This window comes from Neobacillus sp. 204 (assembly GCF_046562815.1).
Taxonomy (GTDB): Bacteria; Bacillota; Bacilli; order Bacillales; family Cytobacillaceae; genus Neobacillus.
The window spans coordinates 94,935-111,016 of the sequence record NZ_JBJORY010000003.1 but is presented as its reverse complement, the minus strand read 5'-3'; the positions used below and the strand labels follow the sequence as shown (position 1 = coordinate 111,016).

General features: G+C 38.1%; 14 protein-coding genes. 11 read left to right on the top strand and 3 right to left on the bottom strand.

Going from position 1 to position 16,082, the window contains the following annotated elements:
* Window positions 1–18: 18 nt before the first annotated feature.
* Complete coding sequence (locus ACJ004_RS07750; protein WP_026564441.1) at window positions 19–243, bottom strand: DUF1128 domain-containing protein; 225 nt, start codon at window positions 241–243, stop codon at window positions 19–21.
* A gap of 190 nt (window positions 244–433) precedes the next feature.
* Between ACJ004_RS07750 and ACJ004_RS07745 the strand changes: the two genes are divergently transcribed.
* Together ACJ004_RS07745 and ACJ004_RS07740 are read left to right on the top strand one after the other, a co-directional pair.
* Window positions 434–802, top strand: a complete 369-nt coding sequence (locus tag ACJ004_RS07745; protein WP_410892276.1) for a YtxH domain-containing protein — start codon at window positions 434–436, stop codon at window positions 800–802.
* 13 nt (window positions 803–815) lie between these two features.
* A complete protein-coding gene (locus ACJ004_RS07740) occupies window positions 816–1,652 on the top strand; it encodes a YihY/virulence factor BrkB family protein (RefSeq protein ID WP_410892274.1) in 837 nt (278 codons plus the stop codon).
* Between the two features lie 244 nt (window positions 1,653–1,896).
* On the opposite strand, the gene ACJ004_RS07735 is transcribed toward ACJ004_RS07740, so the two are convergent.
* Both ACJ004_RS07735 and ACJ004_RS07730 read right to left on the bottom strand, forming a co-directional pair.
* Window positions 1,897–3,810 (bottom strand): heavy metal translocating P-type ATPase, encoded by a 1,914-nt coding sequence (locus ACJ004_RS07735; RefSeq protein ID WP_410892273.1) that lies wholly within the window; start codon window positions 3,808–3,810, stop codon window positions 1,897–1,899.
* Window positions 3,811–3,979: 169 nt separating this feature from the next.
* On the bottom strand, window positions 3,980–5,158 hold the full coding sequence (locus tag ACJ004_RS07730; protein ID WP_410892271.1) for an MFS transporter: 1,179 nt from the start codon (window positions 5,156–5,158) through the stop codon (window positions 3,980–3,982).
* 189 nt (window positions 5,159–5,347) lie between these two features.
* Between ACJ004_RS07730 and cax the strand changes: the two genes are divergently transcribed.
* The 9 genes from cax to ACJ004_RS07685 all read left to right on the top strand — a co-directional run bounded on the left by cax (window position 5,348) and on the right by ACJ004_RS07685 (window position 15,828).
* Complete coding sequence (cax, locus tag ACJ004_RS07725; protein WP_410892270.1) at window positions 5,348–6,403, top strand: calcium/proton exchanger; 1,056 nt, start codon at window positions 5,348–5,350, stop codon at window positions 6,401–6,403.
* Window positions 6,404–7,015: 612 nt separating this feature from the next.
* On the top strand, window positions 7,016–7,786 hold the full coding sequence (locus ACJ004_RS07720) for a YfkD famly protein (protein WP_410892645.1): 771 nt from the start codon (window positions 7,016–7,018) through the stop codon (window positions 7,784–7,786).
* A 217-nt stretch (window positions 7,787–8,003) separates the two neighbouring features.
* A complete protein-coding gene (locus ACJ004_RS07715; RefSeq protein ID WP_410892269.1) occupies window positions 8,004–8,201 on the top strand; it encodes an SE1561 family protein in 198 nt (65 codons plus the stop codon).
* A gap of 201 nt (window positions 8,202–8,402) precedes the next feature.
* Entirely contained in the window at window positions 8,403–9,947 is a 1,545-nt protein-coding gene (locus ACJ004_RS07710; protein ID WP_410892267.1) for a fumarate hydratase, read from the top strand.
* Window positions 9,948–10,401: 454 nt separating this feature from the next.
* On the top strand, window positions 10,402–10,929 hold the full coding sequence (locus ACJ004_RS07705; protein WP_410892266.1) for a nuclease-related domain-containing protein: 528 nt from the start codon (window positions 10,402–10,404) through the stop codon (window positions 10,927–10,929).
* Window positions 10,930–11,429: 500 nt separating this feature from the next.
* Window positions 11,430–12,197 (top strand): delta-lactam-biosynthetic de-N-acetylase, encoded by a 768-nt coding sequence (pdaA, locus tag ACJ004_RS07700; RefSeq protein WP_410892265.1) that lies wholly within the window; start codon window positions 11,430–11,432, stop codon window positions 12,195–12,197.
* 91 nt (window positions 12,198–12,288) lie between these two features.
* Entirely contained in the window at window positions 12,289–13,044 is a 756-nt protein-coding gene (locus ACJ004_RS07695; RefSeq protein ID WP_410892264.1) for a class I SAM-dependent methyltransferase, read from the top strand.
* Window positions 13,045–13,224: 180 nt separating this feature from the next.
* Window positions 13,225–14,604, top strand: coding sequence for a 23S rRNA (uracil(1939)-C(5))-methyltransferase RlmD (gene rlmD, locus ACJ004_RS07690; RefSeq protein ID WP_410892263.1), 1,380 nt, complete (start codon window positions 13,225–13,227; stop codon window positions 14,602–14,604).
* A 261-nt stretch (window positions 14,605–14,865) separates the two neighbouring features.
* On the top strand, window positions 14,866–15,828 hold the full coding sequence (locus ACJ004_RS07685; RefSeq protein WP_410892262.1) for a tRNA dihydrouridine synthase: 963 nt from the start codon (window positions 14,866–14,868) through the stop codon (window positions 15,826–15,828).
* Window positions 15,829–16,082: the final 254 nt, after the last annotated feature.

Here is a 16,082-nt window from a genome sequence, read left to right as displayed (position 1 = left end):
CAATAACGGGTTTTCACTTTATTTTTTTCTTAAGCTGCCAAGTTCTTCAACTAAAGCCTGCATTTCATTAGGACTAAACGAATTCTTTCTTTGGACCATATCATAAATTTCTTTCAGTTCCTCGTACATTTCCTCATCAAAGTGGGAAGGTTTAATCGCACCAAGGTTCAAGACTTTTAATTTTTCCTTTATTTGTTCAATCATATATTCGACATTTTCAATCGACTTTTCAGATAAATTCATTTTCGGTCATCCTTTCCGAATTAATAAGTTTATCTTTTCATGTAAAAAATTATATGTCAATTAAAAATTTTTTAAAAGTAGATTGGACTTGCATGGACCTCTTCTATAAAGCAAAATAAATATAAGAAAGTCTTGGTATTTTTTACATTTAGTATGCTTGATAATAACAAGGATTAAAGGAGACGTTAACATGACACAGAAGAATCAATTTTGGCGCGGAATAATACTTGGTGCAATTGCAGGCGGGGCCATTAGCCTTATAGATAAACATACACGTGAACTAATGAAAGAAAACGTACAAAAAACCACCTCAAAGGTATCCTACGTATTTAGAAATCCAGGAGAAATAACGGATAAAGTAAAGGAAACCGCTGAGAAAATAAAGACAACCGTGAAACAGGTCAGCGAAGATATATCCTTTATTACAGATAAGGTAGAAGAGTTACGGGAATTAACCCCACAGGTAACTGACATGATAAAAGAAACGAAGGATTCCTTTTCAAAAGGTGATGAAGAGCTTCTTTTAGAAGAAGTGTTAGAAGACGATAGAATTCAGTAAAAGGAGGATGAAGATGGAAAAAGTGGGGAATGTTCGCTCATCGCTACTAAGATTACTTTGGCATAGGATCGATGAAGATGATCTTCCAGGCTTGAGTGCACAGTTGGCCTATTATTTTCTACTGTCCTTATTTCCGCTGCTGATTGTTCTCTTTACACTTCTTCCATATATTCCGATTCCACATAAGGATATGCTGGGGGTAATAAGAGATTTTGCACCAGGTGACACAATGGATCTAATTGAGAAAAATGTCCATGACATCATGAACCATCGGAATGGCGGTTTGCTTTCGTTCGGGATCATCGGTACCCTTTGGTCGGCATCAAACGGTATTAATGCCATTGTAAAGGCCTTTAATAAGGCATACAATGTCAAGGAAAGCCGCTCATTTATTGTCTCAAGAGGGATGGCTATATTATTAACATTTGGGATGATCATAGTATTAATTCTCGCTATTGTTCTTCCTGTGTTCGGCAAAGAAATTGGTATTTTTTTATTTTCTCAGTTGGGTTACACCACAGAATTTATTAAGCTCTGGAATACATTAAGTTGGCTAGTTAGTGCGATTATTTTGTTCTTAATTTTTACAGGATTATATTGGATTGCTCCGAATGTAAAATTAAAATGCCGCAGTGCCTTTCCAGGGGCCATATTTGCAACAATTGGCTGGATTGTTTCCTCCATCGGATTAACGTTTTATGTTGGAAATATCAGTAATTATTCGCTTACCTATGGAAGTATTGGGGCAATTATTGTTTTAATGATTTGGTTGTACATATCGGCATTTATTATTATTTTAGGTGGAGAAATAAATGCTTTTTATAGTGAAAAAAACCGGAAGAATTGCTAATAGTTACCTTCATGAAAGTAGCCTTTCTGTTCAAACTAAGATAGCAGGATACTTAACATCAAGGAGGTTCTTATTATGACAAAGAAGACCAAAAAAGATGGCGGCACAAAGCAAAAAGGTAAAGGAAGTAAAGGAAATAAAACTTCCGGTTCAGCAAACGGCTCAAATGGCTATCACTAATAAGCTTTTCCTTCTATAAAATTAAAAACCGGATGAATGTTCATCCGGTTTTTTACTTAATTACCTATTTCAACAATCGAAGGCTATTTAAAATAACCAAAATGGTACTTCCTTCATGACCAATGACTCCAAATGGTAAATCCAGCAATTGAAAGAAATTAGAGGATATTAGGATCATGATAACTGTGATAGAGAACACCACATTTTGCTTAATGATTCTATTCATGCGTTTTGATAAATCGATGGCTTCAGCAATTCGAGGCAGATCATTTTTCATTAGAACAATGTCGGCCGTTTCAAGAGCAACGTCTGTTCCACCGCCCATGGCAATGCCGACATTTGCGATGGCCAATGCAGGTGCATCATTGATTCCGTCCCCTACCATTGCAACAGTTTCATATTGTGTTTTCAAACTCTTAAGCTTTTCTACTTTCTCCTCAGGTAGGCATTCCGCGAAAAATTCATCGACATGGCTTTCAGTGGCAATCGCATGCGCAGTTTTCTCACTATCACCGGTCAGCATAACCGTACGAATCCCTTGCTTTTTTAAATGGTCAATCGCAAGCTTCGTTCCTTCGCGAACGACATCCTTCATGGCAATAATCGCACTAAGTTCGCCATCAATTTCAATAAATACCAGTGTATTGCCAAGACTAGCTAGTTCCTTAGCTTTTCCATCCGCAAACACATCGATATGCTCGTTGTCTACAAAAGCAGCCTTGCCAATTTTCCAATGCTCCTCGTTAATGGTGGCTTTTACACCCCATCCTGGTACATCTTCAAGAGTATCGGGATGAAGGAGTTCTTTGTTTATGTTGGATTTTACATATTTTACAATGGCATTTGCAAGTGGATGGTTAGAATGGCTTTCAATTGATGCTGCTTTCCAAATCAGGGTATCTTTATCAAGCCCGTCCTTTATAATCACTTCTGTTACTTCTGGTTTGCCTTTTGTAAGGGTGCCGGTTTTATCAAATGCAATGGCACCTAAATGGCTTAAATTTTCTAGATGAACGCCGCCTTTTACCAGGATTCCACGTTTTGCTCCATTTGAAATAGCTGCTAATGTCGCCGGCATAATGGATGCAACAAGGGCACATGGGGAAGCAACCACCAATAATATCATTGCCCTGTAAAAAGCTTCTTGCCAACTCCATCCTAAGATAAAGTGCGGAAGAAAAAACATCAATAAAACAACTGAAAGGACTACTTTCACATAGGTTCCTTCAAATCGTTCAATAAATAATTGAGAAGGTGACTTTTCGCTTTGAGCGGATTGTACAAGCTGAATGATCTTTTGAAAAAGTGTGTCATGACTTGCTTTTGTAACTTGGATCGTAATTGATCCTGTCATGTTAACAGTACCAGCAAAAACATCTTCCTTATTTCCTTTTGAGACGGGCATGGATTCGCCAGTGATTGCAGCCTCGTCAATATTGGTTTGTCCTTTGATGATCATCCCGTCAGAAGGGATGCGCTCCCCGGGCTTAATTAAAATCAAATCACCGACACGAAGCACTGAAACAGGGACTCTCTCTTCACAACCATTAGAGATAAGTAACGCCTCTTCTGGCTGTAGTTTCATTAAAGAGGAGATTTCCTTATGGCTTTTATTCATTGTATAAGTTTCCAGAGCACCGCTTACTGCAAAAATAAAAATTAACACAGCACCCTCTGTCCAGTAACCAATAATGGCGGACCCGATAGCAGCAAAAATCATTAACATTTCTACATTTAATTCTTTATTTTCATAGGTGGCCTCAATGCCTTCTTTTGCCTTGGCAAAACCGCCAATTACAAAGGCTAGCAGGTAAGCAATAATGGAATCAGCACCATTCCCATACTTATCAAATAGCCAGCCAGCTGCAATTAATCCACCGCTCAATCCCGCAGCAAGTAGTTCTGCATGTGGTTTGATTTTTTCGAAGAATCCTAATTTGTTCACACTCTTTGTTAGTGCCTTTGCTTCGGAACTCATTATTTCTCCCCCCTCGATTGCTAATTGATAAGAATAATCAAAGTCAATCCCCTTAAAAAATACGAAAGCTGTCATCAGAAGGATGACAGCACAGTCTATAAAATGTCTCTATTTATGATTATCTTACCACATATTTTATGCACAAGATATGAATTTGCTCTTCAATGAGTTAAGAATTTTGTTGCTCCATTAGCAAATAAGTCTTCTTCCCAAAAGTGAAAACGATGATAGATAAAGTTAACAGCATTGTACTAATGATATAGAAAAAACTCACATTTTCTAAGAATCTAATGAACAAACCTCCGATAATCGGGCCGCTTAAACTGCCGAGGCTGAAAAAGACTCCGCATAACAAATTTCCTGTTGGCAGTAAGTTCTTTGGAACTAAATCAGTCATATAGCTTATGCCAAGCGAAAAGGTTGATCCGACTATCATTCCAGAAATGAGGAAAGCTACAAATAGTCCAATAAAGGAATGTTCAAGGAAACTAGCTGCTGTAAAACTGAAAAATCCAAGAAAAAGAATTGTGATTAAGATATTTCTACGTCCATATTTATCACTAATAATTCCTAGTGGAAGTTGGGTAATAATACTGCCAATAGCAAATGCAGATAGCACCATTGAAACACTGGATATGTCTATATCCATTCTTAATGCATAGACAGGAAAACTGCCATTTAAGGAAGATTCTAAAAAGCCGTAAGAGAATGGCGGCAAAAAAGCAACCCAACCATATTTTAAAGTCTTCCTAAACTGTTTGATGGTTGCTACGAATGAATTGATACCAACTTCTTGTTCAGGCCGTTCATTTTTAAGCGTAAAGACAAAGATCCAGCCAATAAAACATAGAATCGAGGAGACAATAAAAGGCAGAGATTCATTTACGTTCACTAATGGCGTCATAAGTGGTCCACTGGCAAAACCGATTCCAAAAAATAATCCATATAGAGAAATATTTCTTCCTCGCTTATCAGCTGGGGAAGATGAAGTGATCCAAGTTTGAGTGGCAAAATGGAGAGAATGATCGCCAATTCCAATTAGTAATCGGAGGGCAAACCAAAACCAAAACGTCTCCCAGATCGGAAATAAGGCAAGTGAAATAATTACGATTGCACCACCATAGATAATTACTGGTTTGTAACCATATTTTCGAAGGGGCATTTCCATAAAAGGAGACACGAGTAGAATTCCAATATAAAGTGCTGTCGCATTGAACCCATTTAATGAGGGAGAAACCCCGCTTTTCTCAAAAATTACGGCGATAAGAGGCAGCAACATTCCTTGCGAAAACCCAGAAATGGCAACGATACTAACCAAAATCCAAAATCGAAGAGTATTTTTTTCCATATAATTTCCTCATGTCTACTTTCATAAATTAAATAGTTCCTAAATGATGGTAACGAGAAAATTGTCCATTTGCAAGAGAAATTTCATACCCTAGACATTCGAGATGATTTTAGGTAAATTAAGGAACAAAAGGGAAAAAGTTTATAAAAGGAAATCCCCATTTAATTAAAAGAATATGGAGGGAATACGGTGAATAGAATTTTTATGCTAATGACATTCATTGGCGTACCACTTTCGGTTATTGGCTCACTGATGCATTGGTCGAATATTGTCTTGTTTATTATTTACTGCTTAACCATCGTGGCGTTAGCGAGTTATATGGGAAGGGCAACAGAAAGTCTGGCAATTGTTGCAGGACCACGAATTGGCGGTTTATTAAATGCCACCTTTGGTAATGCAGTCGAGCTTATTATTTCGATTTTTTCGTTGAAGGCTGGACTTGTTGGGATTGTTCTGGCCTCACTAACTGGTTCCGTTTTAGGGAACTTACTGCTTGTAGCGGGATTATCATTCTTTATTGGGGGCATAAAATTTAAGCGGCAGACATTTAATGTTTTCGATGCTAGACATAATTCAGGACTGCTTATGTTTGCTGTTATCATTGCCTTTGTCATTCCTGAAGTTTTTTCGATAAATATGAATGAGACAAAAACTCATTCCTTAAGTGTTGGGATTTCAGTTATTTTGATTGTTCTGTATCTTGCTGCCTTATTTTTCAAACTGGTTACTCATCGAGGTGTGTATCAGCATAGTACTGAAAAAGTCGTTCATGAGGAAGAAGAACCAGAATGGGGGAAAGGAAGAGCCATCGCCGTTCTTTTTATTGCAACATTAGCAGTGGCTTACATTTCCGAACGCCTTGTCCATACCTTTGAATATGTTGGAGATACACTTGGTTGGTCTGATTTGTTTATCGGGGTAATAATTGTGGCCATTGTAGGGAATGCGGCCGAACATGCGTCTGCCATTGTTATGGCATTTAAAAATAAAATGGATATTGCTGTGGAAATTGCGATTGGTTCTACCTTGCAGGTGGCCATGTTTGTGTTACCTGTGCTTGTGCTTGTCTCTCTTTTCTTTGATACCTCAATGCCGCTCCTATTTAGCTGGCAGGAATTAATTGCAATGGTGTCCTCGGTGCTCCTTATGGTAGTCATCTCTAACGACGGCGAATCCAATTGGTTTGAAGGGCTAACTTTACTAGCAGCCTATTTGATTATGGGAATTGGCTTTTACTTACTTTAATAGTTAGAAACAAAATAAAGACTCTAAGCCGAATGGTGGCCAAGAGTCTTTATTATTCAATTTAAAGATTAAATTTCAATTCTTCAATTCTTCAATGTACGGGGTTAATTGTTAAGCTTGTGCTATACTGATAGGGTTAAAAATCAATCGCTTTACTTTGGGCCATCAATCACCAACCTTCATGTTTATTTAACTACATGAACACGAGTGTTGAATCTCATATAAGACGGGAATCCCAACCTCCTTAAGGATCATAAGTAATTGACAAGCAGATTGATTACGGCCCTCCTTTGTTGATAAGTTAAGTGTATTATAACATGTAATTTTAATTTTGTAAATGTTCTGAATATTACATTTATGTTACTTTCCACCGAAACTTTAAGGAGCGACTAATGATTATTAATTCAGATATTATTTTTTATTTTAGGTTTAAATATTATGATGTTTGGTGTCTGTATGATGTTACGTCTTAAAGCGAAATATTGAAATTAATACTTGGATGGATAAAAATAGTCAACTCCGAAAAAACTACTAGCAGACTGATTAATGCTATTAGTGAAAGGAGTTTAACTCGTGAAGAAAAATGTCACTATCCTTATGACTCTGCTATTAATGTTAACTTTTATTCCGTCAGCCTTCGCACAAAAGGGTCAGGCTCAAAAAGCTTCAGTTAAATATCAAGTTCCTGCTTCGGTCCGGAATATTACTAAGGAAAATACTTATCCAAATTCAACACAGGATTTGCCATTATTACAACCCAGTGATTTAACCAAAAAGTTGATCAACTCATCTAGGGTAAAGATTGAAAACCCTGATTTAATCCGGATGTTAAACGAATCGAGTATTAATAGCACACCGTTTGCAATTGGTTATCGTGCCATTGTTTACTTAGGTCAGTGGCCTTTAAATTACGAATCAACGGAAACCTCTCCGAACTGGGAGTTCCAGAAAATTAACACCAACTATTTCGATAATCGCGGCGGTAAAGTGCCGTATCAGATTAAGTATGTTCAGGAGTCCCAAAAAATTATCAGGGGCGGCCTAACTGCTAAAATCGCGAATGCCGAAGACGTGAAAAAAATGATGCTTTTAAAGGCGATGGAAAAAACTCATCTTCCACTTGCATTCGATACGATTATTGGGGCCGGCACGAAGAATGACCATATTTACAACATTCCCCCGAACCGCTTGGGCTACCTATATGCCTATGCACCAGGTGTGAATGAAAAGGGTAAGGTAACCTACGGCGAAGTCTACTTAATGCTAAAAGGAAGTAAAAAGTTTATTGTGGTTAAAAATGTAACTTCTCAAGGAATTGGTGCCTGGATCCCGGTTCAGGACTATGTTTCCTTTGGATTTGCAGCTTCAGAACGTCCTCGCTGATGTTGATTTGATCTAGACTCCTGATTTCTGGGGGTCTTTTTATTTTAGGCTGTGTTAAAGGTTATTGTTGATTTTTCCAATCTGTTGATTGGAGCGGAATCAACTGACAAGTTTAACCCAGCCTTAATTTAAAAAAATAGGGCAAAATATTATTAATCGATTGTCAAAGTAGCAATTTTTCGGTAGGATGAAGACGTTAGCGAAAGGAGTGAACAACTTGGGTATTCCGATTGAAGATAAAAATACACAAGTGAATTTTCTAAAACAGCGATTAAACATGTTCATTGATGTCCTCGATGCCATTGATCCAGAAGATACGGATCTTGAAGATATTGACCGCTTAATTTCAATGTTAGATGATATGGAATCCAAATGCAGAGAATTTAATAACCGTGAAGTAAGTGAGTCTGTTTAATCAACAGGCTCTTTTTTCTTAGGTTGGGTAGAGGCAGGAAGTGGTTTATCCAATATTTACATGGCTATTTCCTCGATTAACCTGGCAGCGGTTGCAAGCTAATCCTTTAATTCTAGTGGTTATAGGAGTATAATATAAGCGTGCAAAATATTGTAAAATTGAAAAAGATTATTGGGGAACATAGGGAGAGGGGTACTCGAATTGAATATTGCTAAATTACAAGAAAGTATGTACAAACTGGTCGTTGAAACTTCAACAAAACTTCCTAAGGACGTACGCCGGGCTGTTAAACGAGCTAAGGAAATTGAAAATGCTGGAACAAGTGCCGCAATGAGCCTTGCGACGATCACAAATAATATCAAAATGGCAGACGATCAAGTCTCACCAATCTGTCAGGACACAGGTTTACCAACCTTTAAAATTAAAACGCCAGTTGGTGTCAATCAGTTAGAAATAAAAGAAGCCATTCGCAATGCCATCGTGTTGGCGACAAAAGAAGGCAAACTGCGCCCGAACTCGGTTGATTCACTCACTGGGGATAACAGTGGTGATAATCTTGGTGCAGGCGTGCCAGTAATCAAATTTGACCAATGGGAAAAAGACTATATCGACGTTCGTCTTATTTTAAAAGGCGGCGGTTGTGAAAATAAAAACATTCAATACAGTCTTCCATGTGAATTAGATGGATTAGGCCGTGCCGGACGTGACCTTGATGGAATCCGTAAATGTATCATGCATTCCGTCTATCAGGCTCAAGGACAAGGCTGCAGCGCAGGCTTTATCGGCGTTGGTATTGGCGGGGACCGTTCTTCTGGATACGATTTAGCCAAGGAACAGCTATTCCGTTCTGTCGATGATGTAAACCCAAATGAAGATCTTCGCAAGTTAGAAGAGTATGTAATGGAAAACGCAAATAAATTAGGAATCGGCACAATGGGCTTCGGCGGGGAAGCAACCCTTTTAGGCTGTAAAGTAGGTGTCATGAACCGCATTCCTGCAAGTTTCTACGTTTCAGTTGCCTACAACTGTTGGGCATTCCGCCGCTTAGGTGTTAGCGTCAATGCTGAGACTGGTGAAATTAATGAATGGATGTACCAAGACGGGGAATTCATTGATTTTTCTGAAGGAGAAGCAGCTATGCAGGAAACGGCAGCTACATCTGAAGGGGTAATCACTCTTCAAGCGCCTATTTCCGAAGAACAGATTCGTTCCCTTAAAGTAGGTGACGTCGTTCAGATTAACGGTATGATGTACACAGGACGAGATGCGATTCATAAATATTTAAGCGATCATGAAGCGCCTGTGGATTTAAATGGACAAGTTATTTATCATTGCGGTCCGGTCATGTTAAAGGATGAGGCGGGTACATGGCACGTTAAGGCGGCTGGTCCGACAACAAGTATTCGTGAGGAGCCTTACCAAGGTGATATCATGAAGAAATTCGGCATCCGTGCTGTCATCGGTAAGGGCGGTATGGGACCTAAGACGTTGGCTGCTTTGAAAGAGCATGGCGGGGTATACTTAAATGCGATTGGCGGCGCTGCTCAGTATTATGCCGATTGTATCAAATCTGTTGAAGGTGTAGATTTAATGCAATTCGGAATTCCAGAAGCGATGTGGCATCTGAGCGTAGAGGGCTTCACAGCCGTAGTAACAATGGATTCACACGGAAACAGCCTGCACGCCGATGTTGACAAGTCATCATTAGAAAAATTAGCAACTTTTAAGGAACCGGTTTTTAAATAGGGGATTAGTGGGATAGACGCCTGGATGGGTGTCTATCTTTTTTAGTTTGCCCGGAGAATCTGAAGTTTGAGGGGATTACCAAATAATATCCAGGAAATGTCGTAAGTTTCGTGAAATATGTAGTAAGAGTCTGGAAATATGTAAAAAGTTCCGGAAAATATGTAATAAGTATCTGAAGATTGAGAGACTTACCAAATAATATCCAGGAAATGTCGTAAGTTTCGTGAAATATGTAGTAAGAGTCGGGAAATATGTAAAAAGTTCCGGAAAATATGTAATAAAAAATAAAAAAACGAAGTTTGTTACTATTTCTAAATTATTTTTCTAAATTTAGAGGTAAATTTGCTTAAAATCAAAACTAGTCACAAAAATGTCATAAGATCTACTAAAAAAGAGTAGGAGCTTTCAGATTTTAATTGAAGATATACTATTAAATACAAAGGGGGAATATACCTTGATTGAATTGGAACTCACTCCACCAACTTTCTTACTTCAAGCAGAGGCTTTAGAAAGAAGGTTAGTAGAAAATCACAGAAGGATGCAGGATATAAGGTCCAAAATTAGAATTTTAAGATCCGGATACAATGGAGAAAAAACAATAAAATATTTTCTGGACCTACTTCCGGAAGACAAGTATCACATTTTTTACGGACTCCGCCTCCCCATGGGAAATGCCTTCTTTCAAATTGACGCTCTTCTCCTTTCACAAAATTTAATTTTAATTTTCGATGCTAAAAATCACTCAGGAACTTTACGTTTTGATAAAAATCAATTGATTCATGAATATGCTGACAATAGAGATGTATTTGAAAATCCTGTAGCTCAAATAAACAGGCATAAAATATTATTAAAACAGTTACTTGATTATCACAAAGTACCTCCAATTCCAATTGAAAATTTTGTTACAGTTTGCAAACCCTCAACTGAAATCATCATCAATCCAGGCTACAATGAAGCTGAATATAAAGTCAAGAGCATATGATTTATTAAAAAAGGTAGATGAATTAGAAGAGACGTACACCGAAAAAAAGTTAAAACAAAAGGCGATCAATCATTTGATTAATCTTTTAATAACACAACACACTCCTCAAAAAATTGATATCCTTAATTATTTTCAAATAACGGAAGACGAACTAATTACAGGAGTACATTGTCCAAGATGTTTTTATATACCAATGGAATATAAAAGCTCGAAATGGATATGCCCCGAATGCCTTTTGTTTTCAAAAGATGCTTATTTATTTGGAATTAACGATTACTTCCTGCTGATAAAGCCCACATTTAGCAATCCTGAATTACGGCATTTCCTTCACATGCCATCTTCGAGAACGACCACATCATTTCTACCAAAACTAAACTTTCCTCATACAGGAACCAAAAGAGGGAGAATCTACCATCAACCAACATTTCCTTTAATAACCAATAATGTTTTCCCACCTAAAAACAAACAATAAACACAACAAAAAAATAGGGGGAACATGGATGAAACGATTATTGTGCATCCTTAGTATGCTGCTCTTTTTCATACCTCAGAGTACATTTGCGGCTGTGTCCAATCAGCCAATTCATTGGGGTTTTAAGAAGGGGGTAAATGAACAGCCTGCAGAAGCTGGTCCCGAGCTTGATCAGCTGATTGAAAAATATGGTGCTTTTTATAAAAGTAACCCGGATTCTAAGACTTTATACCTTACCTTTGATAACGGGTATGAGCAGGGTTATACCCCTCAGATTCTTGATGTCTTAAAAAAGGAAAAGGTACCTGCCACCTTTTTTGTTACGGGACATTACTTGCTTTCGGCGGAGGATATAGTAAAGAGGATGGTGAAAGAAGGACATATTATTGGAAACCATTCGTGGCATCATCCTGACTTAACAACGGTAAGTGACCAAAGGATTCGTGAAGAGCTCGAGAAGGTCCGCGTTAAAACCAAGGAACTAACTGGTCAAAAAGAAATGAAATACCTTCGTCCGCCCAGGGGTGTATTTAGTGAAAGAACGATGCAGATTGCTAAAGAAGAGGGCTTTACTCATGTTTTCTGGTCACTTGCTTTCGTCGATTGGCATGTGAATTCGCAAAGAGGCTGGCAATATTCCTACGACAATATCATGAGACAGGTTCATCCCGGCTGTATCTTACTATTACACACAGTTTCAAAGGATAACGCAGATGCCCTCGAGAAGGTCATTCAGGACTTAAAGAAAAAAGGCTACAAGTTCAAAAGCTTAGATAAATTTCCAATAAAAAAATAGTCAGAGCTAAAGGCGAATTTAAAAAAATTCGCCTTTTAAAGGTTTGTTTTCTAATATACAATATTATCCAGAGAAGAGGAGGGGATTATTAATGAAATCAACAGAAAAATTTACTGACAAGGCAGATGTTTATTCGAAATATCGTCCAGGTTACCCTAAAGAGTATATTGATTATTTGCTTGCTGCAACTATGGTAAATGAGAATTCGGTCATTGCTGATATTGGCTCTGGGACAGGTATATTCAGCAGGCAGTTGTTTGAAAGAAACATAACTGTAATCGGTGTAGAACCAAACGATGATATGAGAGAGAAAGCAGAACAATCATTCAAACAGAATGCCCGGTTTATGTCAGTAAAGGCTGAAGCTGAGCATACGACTTTGAAGGATCATAGTGTTGATTTAGTAACGGTTGCACAGGCATTTCATTGGTTTGAAAAAGACAAGTTCCAATTAGAATGTAAACGGATTTTGAAAGCCAATGCAATGGTTGCACTTGTATGGAATAGTCGAGATGGATCGAGTAAATTAAACCAGGAAAGTGCAGAGATTTGTCAAAGGTACTGTCCAAATTTTAAAGGCTTTAGCGGCGGTATGAACAACGACGGGGATGTTTTTAATCAATTTTTTAATGATGGAAAATATGATTTTAAAAGTTTTCGAAATGACTTGGAATTAGATATTGACGGATTTCTGGGCCGATATTTGTCCGCTTCCTATTCCCCCAAAAAAACTGACAAAGAGTATGAACCATTTATTACCGCCTTATCAAATTTATTCGAAAAATATAGCAACAATGGACTTATTTTATTACCCAATCGCACACGAAGCTATTTGGGAAAAGTGTAAGTGTAAAAAATTCGGTCTTTCCTTTGTTAATATCAAAAGAACGTATAATCCAGGATTAAACATCTACAAAAACCGAATTTCTGATGGAATTCGGTTTTTCTATGTGAATCATGCTATAATACGGGGAAAATTAAAATGAACTATCTATATGAATTTATGGAATACTTTGGAGTGAAATAAATGAAAACTGATCAAAATATCAAAATTGAACTAAATCAAACCTTTCCACTCACGATCAAACGGCTAGGGATTAATGGGGAAGGCGTGGGTTATTTTAAAAAGCAAGTGGTTTTTGTACCAGGTGCTCTTCCGGGTGAAGAAGTTGTCGTCGAGGCAACGAAGATTAACCCTAAATTTGCTGAGGCAAAAATAAAAAAAATTCGCATTAAATCCCCCCATCGTGTCCAGCCGCTTTGTCCGGTTTATGATCAATGTGGAGGATGTCAATTGCAGCACTTGAAATATGATCAACAGCTTAAGGAAAAACGTGATATTATCATTCAATCACTTGAGCGCCATACCAAGGTAGATATCAGCAAACTTGATATCCGCGACACAATTGGAATGGAAGACCCATGGGGATATAGAAACAAGAGCAGTTTTCAAGTAAAGGCAATCGATGGCAAGGTACTAGCCGGACTTTATGGCCTTAATTCCCATCAATTGATTAACATTGACGAATGCGCGGTTCAGCACGCTCAAACAAATGAAGCAACATCTGCAGTTAAACGAATATTAGAGGAATTAAAGATTCCTATTTATAATGAAAAATCCAGAAAAGGTATTGTTCGAACCATTGTCACTCGGGTCGGTATTCAAACTGGAGAGTTGCAAGTAGTTTTGATTACAACACAAAAAGAATTGCCAAAGGTAGACACCATTATTGAGGAAATCCAAAAACGGCTTCCGAAGGTGAAATCAATTGTCCAGAACATAAATGGGCAAAAAACGTCCCTTATTTTTGGAGAGGAAACACTCCCGTTAGCGGGTGAAGATTTCATCCAAGAAACATTGGGAGACTTACAATTCGAGCTTTCAGCAAGAACCTTCTTCCAGTTAAATCCTGTACAGACGATAAAGCTTTATAATGAAGTTAAAAAAGCAGCAGCTCTGACTGGCCAAGAAAAAGTGGTTGATGCCTATTGTGGAGTGGGAACAATAGGATTATGGCTCGCTGACCAGGCTGGAGAAGTCCGTGGGATGGATGTCATCACAGAATCGATTGAGGATGCGAAGAAAAACGCGAAGCGCCACGGATTTACCAATACAAAATATGTACCTGGAAAGGCAGAGGAAGTTCTGCCTAAATGGGTCAAAAAGGGTTGGAAGCCCGATGTCATTGTAGTCGATCCACCTAGAACAGGCCTCGAGGGGCAGTTAATCCAAACGATCCTTCAGGCAGAACCAACAAAGCTCATTTACATCTCCTGTAATCCTTCAACTTTGGCGAAGGACATTCAGACCTTAAGTGCAAAATATGAAGTAAAGTATATTCAACCAGTAGACATGTTCCCGCATACGGCGCATGTTGAAGCGGTCGCGTGGTTGGAGTTTGTATAATAGAAAAGCAGTTGATATAGAAAAAATCTATACCAACTGCTTTTTTGTTTATAAAAATACCATTCAGGACCGATTTTGGTTAAAATAAATATTGCCGATTTTCACAATAGTTTTTCACAAATTATAAATGTTCAAATGTACTTGTGTTTGATAATAATTTATTAAGCATGATATAAGTGTAAAAGAAGTGGAACATTTGGCTTTATATTTTTTGACCGAGAGTTTGAAGTTGTATCCATAGTGAGAGGATTTGAGTTTGAAATGATAGATAATTTTTGGCGTGATTTACCACGACCATTTTTTGTACTTGCACCAATGGAAGATGTGACAGATGTTGTTTTTCGTCACGTAGTAAGTGAAGCCGGTCGACCGGATGTATTTTTCACAGAGTTTACAAACTCGGATAGCTATTGTCATCCAGAGGGCATGAAAAGCGTGCGTGGCCGTTTGACTTTTACTGAAGATGAACAGCCAATTGTGGCACATATTTGGGGGGATAATCCCGAATATTTCCGTCAAATGAGTATTGGCATGGCAGAGCTAGGATTTAAAGGCATCGATATTAATATGGGCTGTCCTGTACCGAATGTAGCATCGAGAGGGAAAGGTAGTGGCCTTATTCTGCGTCCAGACGTTGCGGCAGAACTTATTCAAGCAGCAAAAGCGGGTGGACTGCCTGTCAGCGTGAAAACACGACTTGGCTATAAGGATGTAAATGAGTGGGAGGAGTGGCTAACGCATATTTTACAACAGGATATTGCGAACCTTTCTATTCATTTACGTACAAGAAAGGAAATGAGCCAAGTAGATGCGCATTGGGAGCTAATTCCGGAAATCAAAAAATTACGTGACCGTATCGCACCAAATACGCTGCTAACAATAAATGGAGACATTCCTGACCGTCAAACTGGGCTGCAGCTTGCTGAACAATATGGTATTGATGGCGTTATGATCGGGCGAGGTATTTTTAAAAATCCTTTTGCTTTTGAAAAAGAGCCAAAAGAGCATAGCAGTAAAGAATACCTTGATCTTTTAAGACTGCAGCTTGATCTTCAAGATCAATATGCGGAAGCACTTCCACGTTCAATCACAGGTCTTCATCGCTTTTTCAAAATTTATGTCAAAGGATTCCGTGGAGCTGGTGAATTAAGAAATCAATTGATGAACACGAAATCAACAGATGAAGTGCGTGCATTGCTTGATAATTTTGGAAAAGAATGTTGATGGGACGGGGACAGTGAAATGATGTAACTCTCAAAAAGTTAGAGAAAAGATGAATCACATCAACTCATGTGTACTTATATTATTCAGATTCAAGTTCCTTTGCAGCCGGCAACTTTTGTTTTGATAAAGTCTGTTTTCTGAAAGAAAAAGGTCTTAAGAATGTATTAAACCCACCAGCACCTTTGTGTTGCCACATACACTCTGCACATGTGGAGTGCTGTTCACTACTAGTATTGAAAGAATAAAATAAATAA

Bases quoted from the DNA above. Each gene is read 5' to 3' on its own strand.
- ACJ004_RS07750 (WP_026564441.1), bottom strand. From the start codon at position 243: ATGAATTTATCTGAAAAGTCGATTGAAAATGTCGAATATATGATTGAA.
- ACJ004_RS07745 (WP_410892276.1), top strand. From the start codon at position 434: ATGACACAGAAGAATCAATTTTGGCGCGGAATAATACTTGGTGCAATT.
- ACJ004_RS07740 (WP_410892274.1), top strand. From the start codon at position 816: ATGGAAAAAGTGGGGAATGTTCGCTCATCGCTACTAAGATTACTTTGG.
- ACJ004_RS07735 (WP_410892273.1), bottom strand. From the start codon at position 3,810: ATGAGTTCCGAAGCAAAGGCACTAACAAAGAGTGTGAACAAATTAGGA.
- ACJ004_RS07730 (WP_410892271.1), bottom strand. From the start codon at position 5,158: ATGGAAAAAAATACTCTTCGATTTTGGATTTTGGTTAGTATCGTTGCC.
- ACJ004_RS07720 (WP_410892645.1), top strand. From the start codon at position 7,016: ATGTTAACTTTTATTCCGTCAGCCTTCGCACAAAAGGGTCAGGCTCAA.
- pdaA (WP_410892265.1), top strand. From the start codon at position 11,430: ATGAAACGATTATTGTGCATCCTTAGTATGCTGCTCTTTTTCATACCT.
- ACJ004_RS07695 (WP_410892264.1), top strand. From the start codon at position 12,289: ATGAAATCAACAGAAAAATTTACTGACAAGGCAGATGTTTATTCGAAA.
- rlmD (WP_410892263.1), top strand. From the start codon at position 13,225: ATGAAAACTGATCAAAATATCAAAATTGAACTAAATCAAACCTTTCCA.
- ACJ004_RS07685 (WP_410892262.1), top strand. From the start codon at position 14,866: ATGATAGATAATTTTTGGCGTGATTTACCACGACCATTTTTTGTACTT.